This window comes from Variovorax sp. N23 (assembly GCF_025486315.1).
Classification (GTDB): Bacteria; Pseudomonadota; Gammaproteobacteria; order Burkholderiales; family Burkholderiaceae_C; genus Variovorax.
The window spans coordinates 70,305-86,861 of record NZ_JAOOPY010000017.1; the positions used below are offsets into that span (position 1 = coordinate 70,305).

Consider the following 16,557-nt stretch of genomic DNA (forward strand, 5'->3'; position numbering starts at 1 on the left):
CATGAAAAAAACCAATGGCGTGCAACGCCGTCTTCTGCTGGCCTCGCTGGCCGCGTTCGCGTGCCTGCCGGCTGCGGCCCAGAGCGTCTGGCCGAGCAAGCCGATCCGGCTGGTGGTTCCATTCCCCGCCGGCGGACCCACGGACATCTCGGCCCGCGTGATCGGGCAGGCCCTGGGCGACCTGCTCAAGACGCCGGTGTTCGTCGAGAACAAGGGCGGTGCGCACGGCTTCATCGGCGCGTCGGACGTGGCCAAGAGCGCGCCGGACGGCTACACGCTGATGATGTCCAGCATCGGCACCATGGGCATCAATCCGCGGCTCTACAACAAGCTGCCCTACGACGCGAACAAGGACTTCGTGCCGCTGTCGCTGGTCGTGACGGTGCCGATCGTGGTGGTCGTCAACCCGAAGGTCCTGCCGGTGAAGACCGTGCCCGAACTCGTCGCCTATCTCAAGGCGAACCCGGACAAGGTCAACTTCGGTTCGGCGGGCAACGGCGGCTCGTCGCACCTGGTGCCGGAGTACTTCAAGTACCGCACCGGCACGACCATGACGCACATTCCCTACAAGGGCTCGGGCCCTGCCGTGGCCGATCTCGTCGCCGGCCAGGTCCAGATCATGTTCGACACGCTGCTGACCAGCACGCCGTTCGTGAAGTCTGGTGCGCTGAAGATGCTCGCGGTGACCACGCCGCATCGCCTGGCCGAATACCCCGACGTGCCGACGATGGCGGAAGCCCTCGGCATGAAGGACTTCGATGCCTCGTCCTGGTACGCGATGTACGCGCCGGCCGGCACGCCGGCCCCGATCGTCCAGCGCTTGAACGGCGCCATTCAGGCGGTGCTGAAGCAGCCCGAGATCGCCAAGCGCCTGGCCGAACTGGGCGCCGTGCCGTCTGGCGGGACGGCGGCGCAGCTGGCGGCCTTCCAGTTGGCCGAGCAGGACAAGTGGGGCCAGGTCATCAAGGCGGCGAACGTCAAGCCCGACTGAAGCCTGGCGCGCTCAGCGCACGCTGGCGGCTCGCGTCGCGGGCGTCGGCTGCCAGCCGCCGCCGAGGGCGCGGTCCAGGTTGATGCGCGCCGCCAGCTCGTCGGCGCGCAATTGCAGTGCCGTCTGCTGCGCGCTGAACAGGTTGCGCTGCGCATCGAGTTCGTCGAGGTGCGACGCATAGCCTTCGCGGTAGCGGTTGCTGGCCACGCGCAGCGTTTCCTCGAGCGCCACGCGCTGCGCATCGACTTCGATGCTCTGCTTGCTCAGTTCGTCGACGGACGCCAGCTGGTCTTCGACTTCGCCGAAGGCCGTGAGCACTGCCTTTTCGTAGCTGGCCAGGGCCTGGTCGCGTCGCGCGTCGGATGCCTTCACGCCGGCACGCAGACGTCCGCCTTCGAACAGCGGGGCGAGCACGCTGCTGCCGAGGCTCCACAGCTTGAAGGGGTCGCCAGTGAGTGCGCTCGAGCGGATGCTGCCGAGCGTCGCAGACAACCTGAGCGAGGGCAGCAGTTGTGCCCGCGCGGCGGCCAGTTGCGCATCGCTTGTGGCCAGCTGCGCCTCGGCACCGGCGATGTCGGGGCGACGGCGCAGCAGGTCCGACGGCAGGCCCAGATCGGGCAGGGCGACGAGCTTGAGCTCGGTCAGCGGCAGGCCTCGGGGCACGGGGTCGGGCGGCGAACCCGCGAGCACGCTCAGCGCATGTTCCTGTCGGCGGATGGCCAATTGCAACTGCGGGATCACGGCCGCGGTAGCACGGTACTCGGCTTCGCTCTGCTGCGTCTCGAGGGCCGAGGTGTAGCCGCGCTCCTGGCGCGAACGCGCGAGCTTCAGCGCCGAGTCGCGTGCCGCCAGCGTCTGGCGTGCAACGTCGAGCCGCGCGTCGAGCGCGCGCAGGTTGATGTAGCCCGAGGCCATGGTCGCGGCCACGCTCAGCGCGGCGCTGTCGCGTGCGGCCTCGCTGGCCTGCAATTGCGCGTCCGAGGCCTGGTTGAGCGCGTCGATGCGGCCCCACAGGTCGACTTCGTAAGACGCCTGGAACTGCGGCAGGCCCACGGTCGACAGGTAGGGCTTGCCGGTGGCGGCGCTGATGCTCTGGCTGCGGCTTCCGGCGAAGGCGGCTTCGAGCGTCGGCAGGCCGGCCGCGCGTTGCACGTCGACGAGCGCACGGGCTTCGGCCACGCGCGCGGCGGCGCTGCGCAGGTCGGTGTTGTGTGCCAGCGCCTGGTTGACGAGCTGGTCGAGCACCGGGTCACCAAAGGCGCGCCACCAGCCGGCCTCGAGCGTGGTGCCCGGCGTGGCCGGGCCGCGGCTCTGCCAGGCGGCCGGCACCGTCGCCTCTAGCGTCGGCGTGGTCGGGGTCATGCTGCTGCAGGCCTGCAGCAGGGCCAGGACGACCGGTGCGAGCGTGGCGCGGCAGGCGGTCAGGGCGCTCGGCGATCTCATGGCTGGCGCTCCGCCGCGTCTTTCGCACCTGTGCCCGACGCGCGTGTATCCACGCTCACCACCACCGACATGCCCGGCCGCAGGCGCTGTGCCATCGCCTGGTCGGCGTCGATGGCGATGCGCACCGACAGGCGCTGCGGGATCTTGGTGAAGTTGCCGGTCGCGTTGTCCTGCTTGATCACGCTGAACTCGGAGCCGGTGGCCGGCGACAGGCGCTCCACGTGCCCGGTCAGGCGCGCGCCGGACAGTGCATCGACATCGAAGTGCGCCAACTGCCCGGGCACCATGTGCGCGGTTTGCGCTTCCTTGAAGTTCGCCACGATCCACACCTGCGACGGCACCACCGCCGTCAGCTGCGTGCCGGGCGTCACGTACTGGCCGAGCTTGACGCCGACCTCCCCCACATGCCCGTCGCGTGGCGCGCGGATCTCGGTGTTGTCGAGGTCGATCTCGGCGAGCTTGACGGCAGCGCGCGCGGATTCGACCGCCGCCTCGACCGCGTCGCGGTTGACGATCACGGTGCGCAGGTCCTGCGTCGCGACCGACTTGCCGGCCTGGCTTTGCATCGCCGCGGCTTCGGCCTGTTTCACCGCGGCCTCGGCCTGGTGCAGCGCGGCCTCGGTCTGGTCGCGCTCACGCTGCGACAGCGAGCCGTCCTGCGCCAGCGGCGCGGCGCGGCGCATGTCGGCCTGGGCGCGCGTGAGCTGGGCGCGGGCATTGAGCAACTGCGCCTGTGCGCTGGCGATCTGTGCCTGCGTGCTGCCGATGGCCGCTTCGCGCGCGCGCTGGGCCTGCGCGGTGTTCGCCAGGTTGGCCTCCTGCGCCGCGAGCGCGCTGCGTGCCTGCTCGAGCTTCTGGCGGTAGATGCGGTCGTCGAGCTTCACGATCACCTGGCCGGCCTTGACCGTCATGTAGTCCTGCACATCGACCTCGGCGACGTAGCCGTCGACCTTGGGCGCGACGATCGTCACCATGCCGCGCACGTAGGCGTTCTCGGTGGTTTCGGTGCCGGTGTGGAAAGGCGGTAAACGCCAGGCGTAGAGCACCAGCGCGACGCAGGCGAGGGTGGCGATCAGCACGATCCAGCTGCCGCGCGAACGAAGGGTTTTGGTCAGGAGAGACATGATGAGAAGCGATCAGGAAGAAGCGGCAGGGGCCATCGGTGCATCGGTCGACGCATCGTCAGCAACGGCGCGGCGTGCGCGGTGCCAGCGGTGTGTCTTGGCCCCTGCGAAGACGAGAAAACCGAGGGTCGATACGAGCGCCACGGCGCGGAACAGGTCGTTGTAGGCCAGCACATAGGACTGCTGCGTCACTTGCTGGGCGAGCAGGCCCAGGGCCTGGGTGCTGCGTGCGGCCGTGTCGTTGAGCGTCGACGCGTAGGCGCCGCCGAGCTGCGCCAGGCGCTGCACCACCTGCGGGTCGGACAGCTGCATGTGTTCGAGCAGGCGCTCGTAGTGCAGGCGCTGGCGGTCCTGCAAGAGCGTGGCCAGCCAGGCCTGGCCGATCAGACCGGCCAGCGCCTGTCCGCCGCTGAACACGGCGATGAAGCTCACGATGTTCTTCATGCCGCCCGCGATCACCTTGCCAAAGCCCTGCAGCAGGGCCGACGCGAGGAACATCGCGCTGGCCGTGGCCAGCAGCGTTTGCGAGAGATACAGGTCGTGGGGGCGCGTCAGCACGGTCGACTGGCTGTCCATCCACGCGGCGATGATGATCAGCACCAGCGCGATGTCGCCGAGCACGCCGAAGCGCTTGGACGGCAGCGCCAGCAAGGCCAGCAGGAAGCCGCCCACCGTACCGGCCGTGACCCAGAGGAACAGCGGATGCATCTGGTCGTTGGTGAAGCCCAGCGTGTTCATGAGGCCCACCGCGCCCGTGGTCTGCTCCGACAGGATGATGCGGAACAGCAGCGTCGCGCCCATGAAGCGCAGCATGAAGGGGCTCACCAGCCAGCGCAGGTCGAGCAGCTGCTTCTCGCGCGGCAGCTCGAGGGCCAGATAGAGGCCGAAGCACAGCACCGACCCGGCCAGGCACAGGCCCAGCCAGGGCGTGTCGGTCCACCAGTGCAGGCGGCCCTGCGTCAGCACCACGCACAGCAGCGCGAGCGAGGTCGCGTACAGCGCGAAGACGATGGCGTCGCCCCTGGCGAACATCTGCTGCGTCGGCATGGGCTTGATGCGCACCACGTTGATGGCAGCCACGCACAGGATGGCGAGCGCCGCGTCCACCACGTTGAGCCCTTGCCATTGCCCGATCTGCAGCAGGTCTTCGGAGATCACGCGTGACAGCGGCGCCCCGAGCTGCAAGGCCGCGAAGGCCAGCACCGCCCCGATGAAGACCTTGGGCCCGGCCGGAAAGGCCTGCACCATGTAGAGCACGGTCAGGCTGCTGATCGGCGCGGCCGCCAGGCCGAGCGCTGCGCGCACGAGGAGCGCCGAGCCCAGGTGCTGCGTGAACAGGTGCGTCACCGCCAGCAGCAGGTAGAGGGGAATGACGATGTCGGCGAACTTGCGCAGGCCGTACTGGTAGCGCACCTTGGTCAGCAGCAGCGACGCCGAGATGTTGGTGGCGTAGTAGGCGGTGGTGAGCCAGCTGGCCTCGGTGGACGTGACGCCGAGCGCGCCCTGGATGCCGGTCAGATTGGAGTTGACCAGGTTCACACCCAGGCCCTGCGTGATGCCCAGCAGCACGGACACGGCGGCGAAGGCCAGGCCTTCGCGCAAGTCGTACGGCGCGGCCGGGGCGGGTGCTGGTGCCGCGACGGGTTCGCGTTCGTCGCTCATGTCGGGCGTGCCTCGCCGGGCTGGCGTGCCAGCGGCATCACGAGCTCGTCGACGACCCGGGCGATCGACGCCCGCGTGACTTTCTGGCTGCGCGTGTTGTAGCGGTAGAGGATCATGGCCGGCACCAGGTCGAGCAGCAGATCCATGTCGACCGGGGCGTCGATCTCGCCGCGCGCGACCGCGCGCTCCACCAGCGCCCGCACCTTGGCGCGGCGTGCGGTGAGCCGTTCGGGCGCGATCTTCTCGGTCCAGGCCATGTGCTGGCGCACGTTGCCCAGCATCTCCTGCACGGCCGCCTGCATCACGTGGTTGCCGATGCCGTAGTAGTGCTCATAGATCTTCACGAGGTCGCCGCGCAGCGTGCCGGTGTCGACTTCGACATCGATGGGGGAGTGCAGAGTGAGGGCGTCGGCCAGCAGTTCGTCCTTCGACTTCCAGCGGCGGTAGAGCGAGGCCTTGCCCGCGCCGGCGCGCTGCGCCACGGCGTCCATGGTCACGGCCTGGATGCCCGATTCGCCCAGGAGCTCCATTGCGGCGCGCAGGATGCTCGCGTCGAGCGCGGCGTCGCGGGGGCGGCCGGGGGTCGGAAGGGCGGTGTCGGCGGTCATGTATTTCGGAACGAATTAGTATCGAAACTGAATTGTATCGAAATTGGGGATTTCCCGCTGATGCCCGGCAAGGCCGTGCGGGCGCTCTGGATAATCCGGCGCCAATGGACCGCCTCACGCAACTCGAATCCTTCGTCTCGGTCGCCACCCGCGGGAGCTTGACCGCGGCGGCCAAGGCCGAGGGCGTGGCGCCGGCGATCATGGGCCGGCGCATCGACGCGCTGGAGGCGCGGCTGGGCGTGAAACTGCTGCTACGCACCACGCGGCGCCTGACGCTCACGCACGAGGGCAGCGCCTTCCTGGAGGACTGCCAGCGCCTGCTGATCGAATTCGCCAACGCCGAGGCCAGCGTGAGTGCCGGCGGCGTCAAGGCCAGCGGCCACCTGCGGGTGACGGCACCGGCCGGCTTCGGCCGCCGCCACGTGGCGCCGCTGGTGCCGCGCTTCCATGCGCTGCACCCGGAGGTGACGATCTCGCTGAACCTGAGCGACCGGGTGGTCGACGTCACCGGCGAGAACTTCGACTGCGCGGTGCGGGTCGGAGACCTGCCCGACTCGTCGCTGGTGAGCCTGCGCCTGGCCGACAACCGCCGCCGCTGCGTGGCGACGCCGGCCTTCCTGCGTCGCCACGGCACGCCGCGCCATCCGTCCGACCTGGCGCGCTTCGCCTGCCTGACGCTGTCGAGCGATGCCTCGCAGACGCGCGGCTGGGCGTTCCGCGTTCCGTCGGCCAGCGGCGAGCCGGAGACCATCCATTTGAAGCCCAGCGGCCCGCTCGACTGCTCCGACGGCCAGGTGCTGCACGACTGGTGCCTGGCCGGCCACGGCATCGCCTGGCGCAGCGGCTGGGAGATCGAGGCCGAGGTCGAGGCCGGCCTGTTGGTGCCGGTGCTCGACGACTTCGCGGCGCCGCCGAACGGCATCTACGCGGTGTTTCCGCAGCGAAAGCACCTGGCGCTGCGGGTGCGGCTGTGGCTGGATTTCCTCAAGGCCGAGTACGGGCGCCCTGAATTCTGGAGCGGCACAATGGCGGCCGCCCACCCGGACACCACGAACCCCACGGAAAAGACACGATGACCTTCGAAGCCATCCTCGCCTACCTGCACCTGCTGGCCATCCTCACGATGGTTGTCTTCATCTCCAGCGAAGCGGCGCTGTGCCGCGTGCAGTGGCTCAACGCCGCGGTGGTGGAGCGGCTCGCCAAGGTCGACCGGGTCTACGGCATCGCCGCGATCATGGTGCTGGCCACCGGCGTGGCGCGTACCGTCTGGGGCGTGAAGGGCACGTCCTGGTACTGGACCAACCCGCTGCTGCACGTGAAGCTCACGCTCTTCATCATCGTGGGCGTGATCTCGATCTTTCCGACCATGACCTACTTCCGCTGGCGCAAGGCCCTGCGCGCCACCGGCGCCCTGCCGACCGAGGCCGATATCCAGAAGACCCGCAAGCTGGTGATGGTGCAGGCGCACCTGATCGCGCTGATCCCGCTGGTCGCCGTGTTTCTCGCGCGCGGCTTCGGCAAATAGGAAAAGCCCCGCGAGCGGGGCTTTTCTTCGGTTGGCAGCGGGTCAGGCCGGCTTGTTGCTCAGGCAGGTCTTCATGAAGGCCTTGCGGGCGTCGCCGGCCAATGCCTTGGTCTTGGCGTCGGCGTTGCAGGTCTTCATCTTTTCCTGCTGCGTCACCTTGCCGCCGCCGCCGGCCGACAGGCAGCTCTTCATGAACGTCTTGCGTTCGTCGCCCTTCTTGTCGCCGGCGTCCTTGTTGCAGGTGGCCATCTTGCCCTGCTGGGCCGTCGGCGCTTTCTCGGGCGTGGCGGCCTTGTCCTGGGCCTGCGCGGCGCCGAAGGAGAGGCAGGCGCCCAGTGCGATCAGGGAAAGGATTTTCTTCATGATGTGGTTCCTCGAAGGTTGATCGGGTGACAGCAACCCGGCGACGGCCGGGCCGTTCATGCTAACGGCCGATCCCGCGCCGCGGATGACCGGACGGACGGCCATCGGGGTTTGCCCCGGTAAAATCCCGCGATGCTAATGGTCAAACAGGAGCTGCTCGCGGCGCTCGCGAACACGCTCGAATCCTTCTCGTCCGGCGCCGGAGCCAAGGCCGCCTTCGAATCGCCCAAGGTGGCGGCCCACGGCGATTTCGCCAGCACGGCCGCCATGCAGCTGGCCAAACCCCTCGGCCGCAAGCCGCGCGAACTGGCGGAGCAACTGAGCGCCACGCTCTTCGCGACACCGGCTTTCGCGCAGTGGGTCGAGGCGATCGAGATCGCCGGCCCCGGTTTTCTCAACATCCGCCTCAAGACGGCCGCCAAGCAGCAGATCGTGCGCGAGGTGCTGGCCGCCGGCGACGCCTTCGGCCGCCAGCCCGCCCGGGGCGACAAGGTGCTGGTCGAGTTCGTCTCCGCCAACCCGACCGGCCCGCTGCATGTCGGCCACGGCCGCCAGGCGGCGCTGGGCGACGCCATCTGCAACCTGCTGGCCGCCCAGGGCGCGGACGTCTACCGCGAGTTCTATTACAACGACGCCGGCGTGCAGATCCAGACGCTCGCCAGCAGCACCCAGTTGCGCCTGAAGGGCTTCAAGCCGGGCGACGCGCAATGGCCGAGCGGCGAGAAGGCGGCGGCGTACAACGGCGACTACATCGCCGACATCGCCGAAGATTTCAAGGCGAAGAAGACAGTCAGCGCCGACGACCGCGAATACACCGCCAGCGGCGACATCGAGGACATCGACTCGATCCGCCAGTTCGCCGTGGCCTACCTGCGCCGCGAGCAGGACCTGGACCTGAAGGCCTTCCAGGTGAGGTTCGACAACTACTACCTGGAGTCGAGCCTGTACACCAGCGGCCGTGTCGCTGCCACGGTGCAGAAGCTGGTCGATGCCGGCAAGACCTACGAGCAGGACGGCGCGCTGTGGCTGAAGTCGACCGACTACGGCGACGACAAGGACCGCGTCATGCGCAAGCAAGACGGCACGTACACCTACTTCGTGCCCGACGTGGCGTATCACATCGCCAAGTGGGAGCGCGGCTTCCACCGGGTGGTGAACATCCAGGGCACCGATCACCACGGCACCATCGCCCGCGTGCGCGCCGGCCTGCAGGCGGCCGGCGTCGGCATCCCGGCCGGCTACCCCGACTACGTGCTCCACACCATGGTGCGGGTGGTCAAGGGCGGCGAGGAAGTGAAGATCAGCAAGCGCGCCGGCAGCTACGTCACGCTGCGCGACCTGATCGAATGGACCAGCACCGACGCGGTCCGCTTCTTCCTGCTCTCCCGCAAGCCCGACACCGAATACACCTTCGACGTTGACCTGGCGGTCGCGAAGAACAACGACAACCCGGTCTACTACGTGCAGTACGCGCATGCGCGCATCTGCTCGGTGCTCGCCGCCTGGGGGGGCGACGAGGCTACGCTCAAGGGCGTCGACCTGTCGGCCCTCGAGAGCCCGGCCGCCCAGGCGCTGATGCTGCTGCTGGCCAAGTACCCGGAGATGCTCACCGCCGCCGCCAAGGATTTCGCGCCGCACGACGTGACCTTCTACCTGCGCGAACTGGCCGCCAGCTACCACAGCTATTACGACGCCGAGCGCATCCTGGTCGACGACGAAAAGGTCAAGCGGGCCCGGCTGGCGCTGGTCGCGGCCACCGCGCAGGTGCTGCACAATGGCCTCGCGATCCTCGGCGTGAGCGCGCCGCGCAAGATGTGATGACCCCTTTTTCCTCACCATGAAAACAAGACAACGCGGCAACACGGTCATCGGCCTGATCATCGGCATCGTCCTGGGCCTGGGCGTGGCGCTCGGCATCGCGGTCTATGTGACGAAGGTGCCGATCCCGTTCATGAACAAGACCCAGCGCGGCGGTGCCGAGCAGGACGAGGCCGAAGCCCGCAAGAACAAGGACTGGAACCCCAATGCCCCGCTCGCCGGCAAGGCACCCGTGCGCACCGCGCCCGAGCAGCCCGCCTCGGTCGGCCCGCTGAACCCGGCGGCACCCGCCACCGGCCCGGTGCCGGCCGTGGTGACGCCCGACGCGCGCAGCGCGGCCGCCCGCGCCCGTCCCGACGCCAACCCGCCGGCCGCTTCGTCCGACCCGCTGGGCGACCTGGCGCGCGCCCGCGCCGGCACCACCGCCCCGGCCACCACCACGGCCGCGGCCGACGGCACCGACCCCTTCGTCTACTTCGTGCAGGCCGGGGCCTTCCGCAGCAACGACGACGCCGAGGCGCAGCGCGCCAAGCTGTCGCTGATGGGCGTCGAAGCCCGCGTCACCGAGCGCGAGCAGGCCGGCCGCACCGTCTACCGGGTGCGCGCGGGCCCGTTCAACAAGAAGGACGACGCCGACCGTCTGAAGTCGCGGCTCGACAGCGGCGGCCTCGAATCCAACCTGGTCCGCGTGCAACGCTGAACGCCGCAAGGCGGGACCGAATCGGCGCCGCCCGGCGTCACCCCCTGGCGCTGCGGGAACTCCGCAGCCGCTGCCCGGCTCTGTCAGCCGCACAGGAGAACCTTTGATGACCATGAACCGCCGCGATTTTTCGCTGACCGCCGCTGCCTCCATCGGGCTGCTCCCCCTCGCCGCCACCGGCGTGCATGCCCAGTCCAAGCCGCCGAAGGCCGGCACCGACTACATCGTGCTGGGCAAGCGCGCCCCGGTCGACACGCCCGCCGGCAAGGTGGAAGTGGTCGAGTTCTTCTCGTACAACTGCCCGCATTGCGCCGCCTTCGAGCCGCGCCTGGAGTCGTGGATCAAGACGCTGCCGGCCGACGTGGTGTTCAAGCGCATCCCGGTGCCCTTCGTGGGCAACGACACCGAAGTCAAGCAGCGCCTGTACTACACGCTCGAGGCGATGGGCAAGGTCGACGCCTTCCAGATGAAGCTGTTCCAGGCCATCCACCAGCAGCGCCAGCCGCTGTTCGGCGACGCCGCGATCCTGGCCTGGGCCGAGAAGCAGCCGGACCTGGACGGCAAGAAGTTCGCCGACGTGTTCAAGTCCTTCTCGGTGGCGGGTAAGGCCAAGCGCGCCACCCAACTGACCAGCGACTACCAGGTGGCCGGTGTGCCGGCACTGGGCGTGGCGGGCCGTTGGTACGTGGATGGCGACACGGCCGGCTCGCTGGACCGCGCCCTGGAAGTGGTGGGCCTGCTGGTGGCCGAAGCCCGCAAGGGTTGATCGGTCGGCCGACACGATCGGCCACAAATGTAAAAAGCCCGCCTTGGCGGGCTTTTTTGTCCGGGCGGCCGGATGCACTGATCCGCCGCATACAATCGCCGAGCAAGTTTCGTGCCTTTATGACACTTCGACCCCACACTCCCCTTTCCTCCCTCCTGCGCGCCGGCTTCGCCGCGCTGTTGCTGGCCGTCGCCACCGTCCCGGCGCTGGCCGAGAAGGCCGACCGCACCAAGCCCATGAACATCGAGGCCGATGCCATGCGCTACGACGACCTGAAGCAGACCAGCGTGTTCACCGGCAACGTGGTGGTGACCAAGGGCACCATCATCATCCGTGGCGCGCGCATCGACGTGCGCCAGGACCCGGAGGGTTACCAGTACGGGGTGGTCACCGCGGCGCCCGGCAAGCTGGCCTACTACAAGCAGAAGCGCGACTCCGGCGTCGACGAGTGGACCGAGGGCGAGTCGGAGGTCATCGAATACGACAGCCGCGCCGACAACGTCAAGTTCATCCGCCGCGCCATCATGCGGCGGCTGATCGGCGCCAAGGTCAACGACGAGACCACCGGTGCCCTGATCGTCTACGACCAGAGCAACGACACCTTCACCGTGAACGGCGCGCCGCTGCCCCCGGGCGCCAGCGTGGCCGCCGGCAACCAGGGCAGCCGCGTGCGCGCCATCCTGACGCCGAAGGCTGCCGGCGCGGACGCGGCGCAGCCGAGCGCCCCCGCGGCGTCGACGCCCGCGCCGGGCCGCGGCCTGCGCCCGAGCACCACCCTCGGCGGAGAAGCGCGCCCGTGAACGACAGCGTGGACATCGCGAAGCAGGCCGTCCCGGCCGGCGCCGGTGCCGTCGAAGGCAGCCGGCTCCAGGTGCGCGGGCTGCAGAAGCGCTACGGCAGCCGGCAGGTGGTCAAGAACGTCTCGCTCGATGTGCAGAAGGGCGAAGTCGTCGGCCTGCTCGGCCCCAACGGCGCCGGCAAGACGACCTCGTTCTACATGATCGTGGGCCTGGTGCGGGCCGATGCCGGCGAGATCAGCATCGACGGCGAGCCGATCGCGCACATGCCGATCCACCGCCGCGCCCGCATGGGCCTGAGCTACCTGCCGCAGGAGGCCTCGATCTTCCGCAAGCTCACCGTGCAGGAGAACGTGCGCGCCGTGCTCGAGCTCCAGCGCGAGCCCGACGCCAACGGCCGGCTCGTGCCGCTGTCGAAGAAGCGCACCGAAGAGCGCCTGAACGAGCTGCTGTCGGACCTGCGCGTCGAGCACCTGCGCGATTCGCCGGCGCTGGCGCTGTCGGGCGGCGAGCGCCGCCGTGTCGAGATCGCCCGCGCCCTGGCCACGCAGCCGCGCTTCATCCTGCTGGACGAGCCCTTCGCCGGCATCGACCCGATCGCCGTGATCGAGATCCAGCGCATCGTCAGCTTCCTCAAGAGCCGCGGCATCGGCGTGCTCATCACCGACCACAACGTGCGCGAGACGCTGGGCATCTGCGATCACGCTTTCATCATCAGCGACGGGCAAGTGCTGGCACAAGGCACGCCTTCGGAGATCGTCGACAACGCCGAGGTACGCCGCGTGTACCTGGGCGAACACTTCCGCATGTAAGGGGAGGACGGAACTCTCCATGAAGCAGGGCCTTTCGCTGCGCGTTTCGCAGCATCTCGCGCTCACGCCACAGCTGCAGCAGTCGATCCGTCTGCTGCAGCTGTCCACGCTCGAACTGAGCCAGGAAGTGGAGCAGATGCTCGACGAGAACCCGTTTCTCGAGCGCACCGCCGAAGAGGCCGCCCGCGAGGAGTTCGGCGTCGACACCGCCGATGCCCCGCCGCCGCGCGACGACGACTTCTCGCCCGGCCCCGCTGCGGCCAGCAGCGACAGCACGCTCAGCACGACCGAGGCCGAAGCGCCGGTGGTCGACGCCACCGAAGCCACGCCCGACTGGGAAGGCGACGGCACCGTCGACATGGCGCCCGACGACAGCGAATGGGGCGGCGATGCGCCACCGCGCGCCAACAACCTGGGCGACGACGAACGCGCCGACGCCACCGAGCTGGCGCGCAGCCAGGAATCGCTGCAGTCCCATCTGCACCGCCAGGCGCTGAGCCTGCGCCTGAACGAAAGCGACCAGGCCGCGCTGCGCTTCCTGATCGAGTCGCTCAACGAAGACGGCTACCTCGAAGAGTCGCTGCCCGCCCTGGCCTCCGGCCTGGCCGGCGACGACAACGACGAGTTCGACGGCCTGGTGCACCACTTCCAGGTGGCGCTCGGCCTGCTGCAGAGCCTGGAGCCGGTCGGCGTGGGCGCGCGCGACCTGGGCGAATGCCTGGCCATCCAGCTGCGCGCGCTGGCCCGTGCGAACGAAAGCGCCGAAGAGGCGCAGGTGCGCAAGACCGCCATCGCGATCTGCAAGCAGCCGATGGAGCTGCTCGCCCGGCGCGACTTCAAGCGCCTGGCCACGCTCACCCGCAGCAACGAGGAAGAGGTGCGCAGCGCGCTGCAGCTGATCGCCACGCTCGAACCCAAGCCGGGCCGGCGCTTCGTCGACGTGGAACGCAACGTGGTGATCCCCGACGTGATCGTCACGCGCGTCGGCACCGGCACCAACGTGAAGTTCCGCGTGATGCTCAACCCCGACGTGATGCCGCGCCTGCGGGTGCACGACATCTACGCCGGCGCGCTCAAGCAGCACAAGGGCGAAGGCAGCCAGGCGCTGTCGCAGCGGCTGCAGGAGGCGCGCTGGTTCATCAAGAACATCCAGCAGCGTTTCGACACCATCCTGCGCGTCTCCAATGCCATCGTCGACCGGCAGAAGAGCTTCTTCGTGCACGGCGAGCTGGCCATGCGCCCGCTGGTGCTGCGCGAGATCGCCGATGAACTCGGTCTGCACGAATCCACCATCAGCCGCGTGACCACGGCCAAGTACATGGCCACGCCCTACGGCACGGTCGAACTCAAGTACTTCTTCGGCTCGGCGCTGGGCACCGAGACCGGCGGCAACGCGTCGAGCACCGCGGTGCGCGCGCTCATCAAGCAGTTCGTCGGCTCCGAGAGCATCAAGAAGCCGCTGTCGGACAGCCAGATCTCCGAGATGCTCAAGGAGCAGGGCATCGAATGCGCCCGGCGCACCGTCGCCAAGTACCGCGAGGCGCTGCGCATCGCGCCGGCCAACCTGCGCAAGGCGCTTTAAGCAAGCCCGTTCATGAACCAGCTCCATCTCTTCCTGCCCTGCGCCGCCGGCGTCGAGGACTTCCTGGCCCAGGAAGTCCATGGCCTCACCGGTCTGGCCGGCGACGACCTGATGGCCTCGCGCGGCGGCGTTTTCGTGCGCGGCTCGTGGCGCGACGCCATGAAGCTCAACCTGCACAGCCGGCTGGCGCAGCGCGTGCTGATCGAACTGGCGCATGCGCCGTACCGCAGCGAGAACGACCTCTACGCCATCGCCAGCGGCGTCGCATGGGAGATCTGGTTCACGCCGAAGCAGACCTTCAAGATCGAGACCACGGCGCAGCACAGCCCGCTGCAGAGTCTGAACTTCGCCACGCTGCGCATCAAGGACGCCATCGCCGACCGCTTCCGCGCCAAGGCCGGTGGCGTGCGGCCGAGCATCGAGACGCAGTGGCCCGACGTGCGCGTGTTCGCCCACCTCACCACCGACACCTGCACGCTCTACATCGACACCTCGGGCGAGCCGCTCTTCAAGCGCGGCTGGCGCCAGGACACCGGCGACGCGCCGCTGAAGGAAACCCTGGCCGCGGCCATGCTGGCCGCCAGTGGCTGGTGGAACCCGGAAACCGGTGCCGTGTCGGACGCGCCGCTGTACGACCCCTGCTGCGGCAGCGGCACCATCGCGATCGAGGCGGCGCAGATCGGCCTGGGCATCCCGGCCGGCGCGCTGCGGCGCTTCGGCTTCGAGAAGCTGCTGCCTTTCCAGCCGCACGTGTGGGAAGCGATCCAGAACGAGGCCGCCGATGCGCCGGCCAAGACCGCGCCGCCCATCTTCGGCAGCGACGTGTCGCACCGCATGGTCGACTTCGCCGAGCGCAACGCCGAGCGGGCCGGCGTCGCGGCGGCCATCCAGTTCCGCGGCGGCGACGCCCTGCAGCGCATGCCACCCGAAAGCGCTGCACAGGGCGGCGTGATCGTGCTGAACCCGCCCTACGGCGAACGCATCGAGGTCGGCGGCGTGGCCCGCGCGGGCGCCCGCGAGCAGGCCGCGACCGAGGACGGCGGCGAGTTCTTCACCCAGCTGGCCAGCCACTGGAAGAAGAGCTACGCCGGCTGGACCGCCTGGGTGCTCACGCCCGACCTGCAGCTGCCCAAGCGCATGCGGCTGAAGGAGTCGCGCCGCGTGCCGATGTGGAACGGCCCGATCGAGTGCCGGCTGTTCCGCTTCGACATGGTGGCCGGCTCGGCCCGCACGCCGCGGCCCTGAAGGCCCGTCGCGCCGTCGTCAGCCGTGCGCCAGCGGCTGGTCGGCCGGCAGGAAGCGCTGGAACAGGTCCGACACGAAGGCCGCGCCGGTCTCGGCCTGCACCCCCGTCAGGTACAGGCCGCGCCAGTACGGCGAGCGCCGGCCCCGGCTCTCCTCGAACATCCGGTCCACCACGCTGCGCAGCCCGGGTTGCAGGGCGTTCACCTGGTCGAAGAAGGCGTGGATCGCGAGACGGTCCGCCGCACTCGGCGCGTCCTCCAGCAGTCGCAGCCGCAGGCCCTGCAGGCGCGCTGCGATGGGCTCGAACAGCTCGCTCAGGCGGTCACCCGCCGCCGAGACGGCATGGCGATCCTGCAACGGCAGGCGATGGCCGAGTGCCTGCGCCAGCACCTCGGGCGGCAGGGCACCATGCACGGTGTCGTAGCCCGGAAGCCCTTCCAGCCCTGTCACGATGAGGTAGACCGGCAGGCGCAGCTGCAGGTGCTCGGCGGCCTCGTCGACCACATGCCGCAGGCGCGCCGTGCCCGGCATGACCTGCGCGGCGTTGCCCAGCAGGCTGGTGGCGCCGACGCACACCACCACGCCATTGAGCGGCAGCCGCTCGCGCTGCTCGGCCAGCTCCATCAGTGCGCCGTACCAGAGGTTGCGCATGCGGCGCGAGCCCGAATCGCAGACGGCCGCCGGACTGGTCTCGATCGCCGTCATCGTCTCGAAGAACCACCAGCGCCAGAAGGCGCGGCCGCTCGCGTCACGGTCGTGTGCCACCGGCAGCGGCGACACGCTGTGGGCGGCGGCGAGCAGGCCCGGCACGTCGGCTGCCGTGTCGCCGATGAAGAGAAACCAGGGGATGCCGTAGAGGCCGTCGTGGTGCGGGCGGGGCGGCGCATCGGCGTGACGCAGGGCGCGTCGTGCCAATGAGACGGCCTCGCGCAGGCCGTGCAGGGCCGCGAGTTCCGAGGGCGATTCCGCCGGCCCGAGGGCCGCGATGCGCGCCCGCAGGGTGCGCCGCCGCGCGGCCTGCGGCGCGCCGAGCAGCCACCACCACAGTCCGAGGAAGGCGATGCCGCAGACAGCGACCAGCTGCCAGAAGGTGACCGGCAGGGAAGACAGGGTGGCCATGG

16 protein-coding genes are annotated in these 16,557 nt (G+C 69.4%); 10 read left to right on the forward strand and 6 right to left on the reverse strand.

Going from position 1 to position 16,557, the window contains the following annotated elements; genetic code table 11:
* The first annotated feature begins 1 nt into the window (after position 1).
* Positions 2-991, forward strand: coding sequence for a Bug family tripartite tricarboxylate transporter substrate binding protein (locus N8A90_RS21620; protein ID WP_262077221.1), 990 nt, complete (start codon positions 2-4; stop codon positions 989-991).
* A 12-nt stretch (positions 992-1,003) separates the two neighbouring features.
* On the opposite strand, the gene N8A90_RS21625 is transcribed toward N8A90_RS21620, so the two are convergent.
* From N8A90_RS21625 to N8A90_RS21640, 4 genes are read right to left on the reverse strand one after another with little or no spacing between them, the layout of a single operon-like run.
* On the reverse strand, positions 1,004-2,434 hold the full coding sequence (locus N8A90_RS21625) for an efflux transporter outer membrane subunit (RefSeq protein ID WP_262077223.1): 1,431 nt from the start codon (positions 2,432-2,434) through the stop codon (positions 1,004-1,006).
* Complete coding sequence (locus N8A90_RS21630; RefSeq protein WP_262077225.1) at positions 2,431-3,558, reverse strand: HlyD family secretion protein; 1,128 nt, start codon at positions 3,556-3,558, stop codon at positions 2,431-2,433. Before N8A90_RS21630 ends, N8A90_RS21625 begins: the two co-directional genes overlap by 4 nt.
* Before the next feature lie 12 nt (positions 3,559-3,570).
* Complete coding sequence (locus N8A90_RS21635) at positions 3,571-5,220, reverse strand: MFS transporter (protein WP_262077226.1); 1,650 nt, start codon at positions 5,218-5,220, stop codon at positions 3,571-3,573.
* Positions 5,217-5,828: a TetR/AcrR family transcriptional regulator gene (locus N8A90_RS21640; protein WP_262077227.1), complete on the reverse strand. Its 612-nt coding sequence runs from the start codon at positions 5,826-5,828 to the stop codon at positions 5,217-5,219. The genes N8A90_RS21635 and N8A90_RS21640 overlap by 4 nt, the downstream gene beginning before the upstream one ends.
* Positions 5,829-5,932: 104 nt before the next feature.
* Here N8A90_RS21640 and N8A90_RS21645 point away from each other — a divergent pair, with 104 nt between their 5' ends.
* Together N8A90_RS21645 and N8A90_RS21650 are read left to right on the forward strand one after the other, a co-directional pair.
* Positions 5,933-6,904, forward strand: coding sequence for a LysR family transcriptional regulator (locus tag N8A90_RS21645; protein ID WP_262077228.1), 972 nt, complete (start codon positions 5,933-5,935; stop codon positions 6,902-6,904).
* Positions 6,901-7,353, forward strand: coding sequence for a DUF2214 family protein (locus N8A90_RS21650; RefSeq protein WP_262077230.1), 453 nt, complete (start codon positions 6,901-6,903; stop codon positions 7,351-7,353). Before N8A90_RS21645 ends, N8A90_RS21650 begins: the two co-directional genes overlap by 4 nt.
* A 42-nt stretch (positions 7,354-7,395) precedes the next feature.
* On the opposite strand, the gene N8A90_RS21655 is transcribed toward N8A90_RS21650, so the two are convergent.
* Positions 7,396-7,716, reverse strand: coding sequence for a PsiF family protein (locus N8A90_RS21655; protein ID WP_262077231.1), 321 nt, complete (start codon positions 7,714-7,716; stop codon positions 7,396-7,398).
* A gap of 132 nt (positions 7,717-7,848) precedes the next feature.
* Here N8A90_RS21655 and argS point away from each other — a divergent pair, with 132 nt between their 5' ends.
* The 7 genes from argS to N8A90_RS21690 all read left to right on the forward strand — a co-directional run bounded on the left by argS (position 7,849) and on the right by N8A90_RS21690 (position 15,436).
* Complete coding sequence (argS, locus tag N8A90_RS21660) at positions 7,849-9,534, forward strand: arginine--tRNA ligase (protein WP_262077233.1); 1,686 nt, start codon at positions 7,849-7,851, stop codon at positions 9,532-9,534.
* 19 nt (positions 9,535-9,553) lie between these two features.
* A complete protein-coding gene (locus N8A90_RS21665; RefSeq protein ID WP_262077235.1) occupies positions 9,554-10,234 on the forward strand; it encodes an SPOR domain-containing protein in 681 nt (226 codons plus the stop codon).
* A gap of 112 nt (positions 10,235-10,346) precedes the next feature.
* Complete coding sequence (locus tag N8A90_RS21670) at positions 10,347-11,000, forward strand: thiol:disulfide interchange protein DsbA/DsbL (protein ID WP_262077328.1); 654 nt, start codon at positions 10,347-10,349, stop codon at positions 10,998-11,000.
* Between the two features lie 119 nt (positions 11,001-11,119).
* Complete coding sequence (gene lptA / locus N8A90_RS21675; protein ID WP_262077237.1) at positions 11,120-11,800, forward strand: lipopolysaccharide transport periplasmic protein LptA; 681 nt, start codon at positions 11,120-11,122, stop codon at positions 11,798-11,800.
* 14 nt (positions 11,801-11,814) lie between these two features.
* Positions 11,815-12,609 (forward strand): LPS export ABC transporter ATP-binding protein, encoded by a 795-nt coding sequence (lptB, locus tag N8A90_RS21680; protein WP_262077329.1) that lies wholly within the window; start codon positions 11,815-11,817, stop codon positions 12,607-12,609.
* Positions 12,610-12,628: 19 nt separating this feature from the next.
* Positions 12,629-14,191 (forward strand): RNA polymerase factor sigma-54, encoded by a 1,563-nt coding sequence (locus N8A90_RS21685; protein WP_262077239.1) that lies wholly within the window; start codon positions 12,629-12,631, stop codon positions 14,189-14,191.
* A 12-nt stretch (positions 14,192-14,203) separates the two neighbouring features.
* The gene (locus N8A90_RS21690; RefSeq protein ID WP_262077241.1) at positions 14,204-15,436 is read left to right on the forward strand and encodes a class I SAM-dependent RNA methyltransferase; all 1,233 of its coding nucleotides are present in this window, start codon (positions 14,204-14,206) and stop codon (positions 15,434-15,436) included.
* Positions 15,437-15,454: 18 nt separating this feature from the next.
* Here the strand turns inward: N8A90_RS21690 and N8A90_RS21695 are convergent, their stop codons facing one another.
* Complete coding sequence (locus N8A90_RS21695) at positions 15,455-16,555, reverse strand: type VI secretion system protein (protein ID WP_262077243.1); 1,101 nt, start codon at positions 16,553-16,555, stop codon at positions 15,455-15,457.
* Positions 16,556-16,557: the final 2 nt, after the last annotated feature.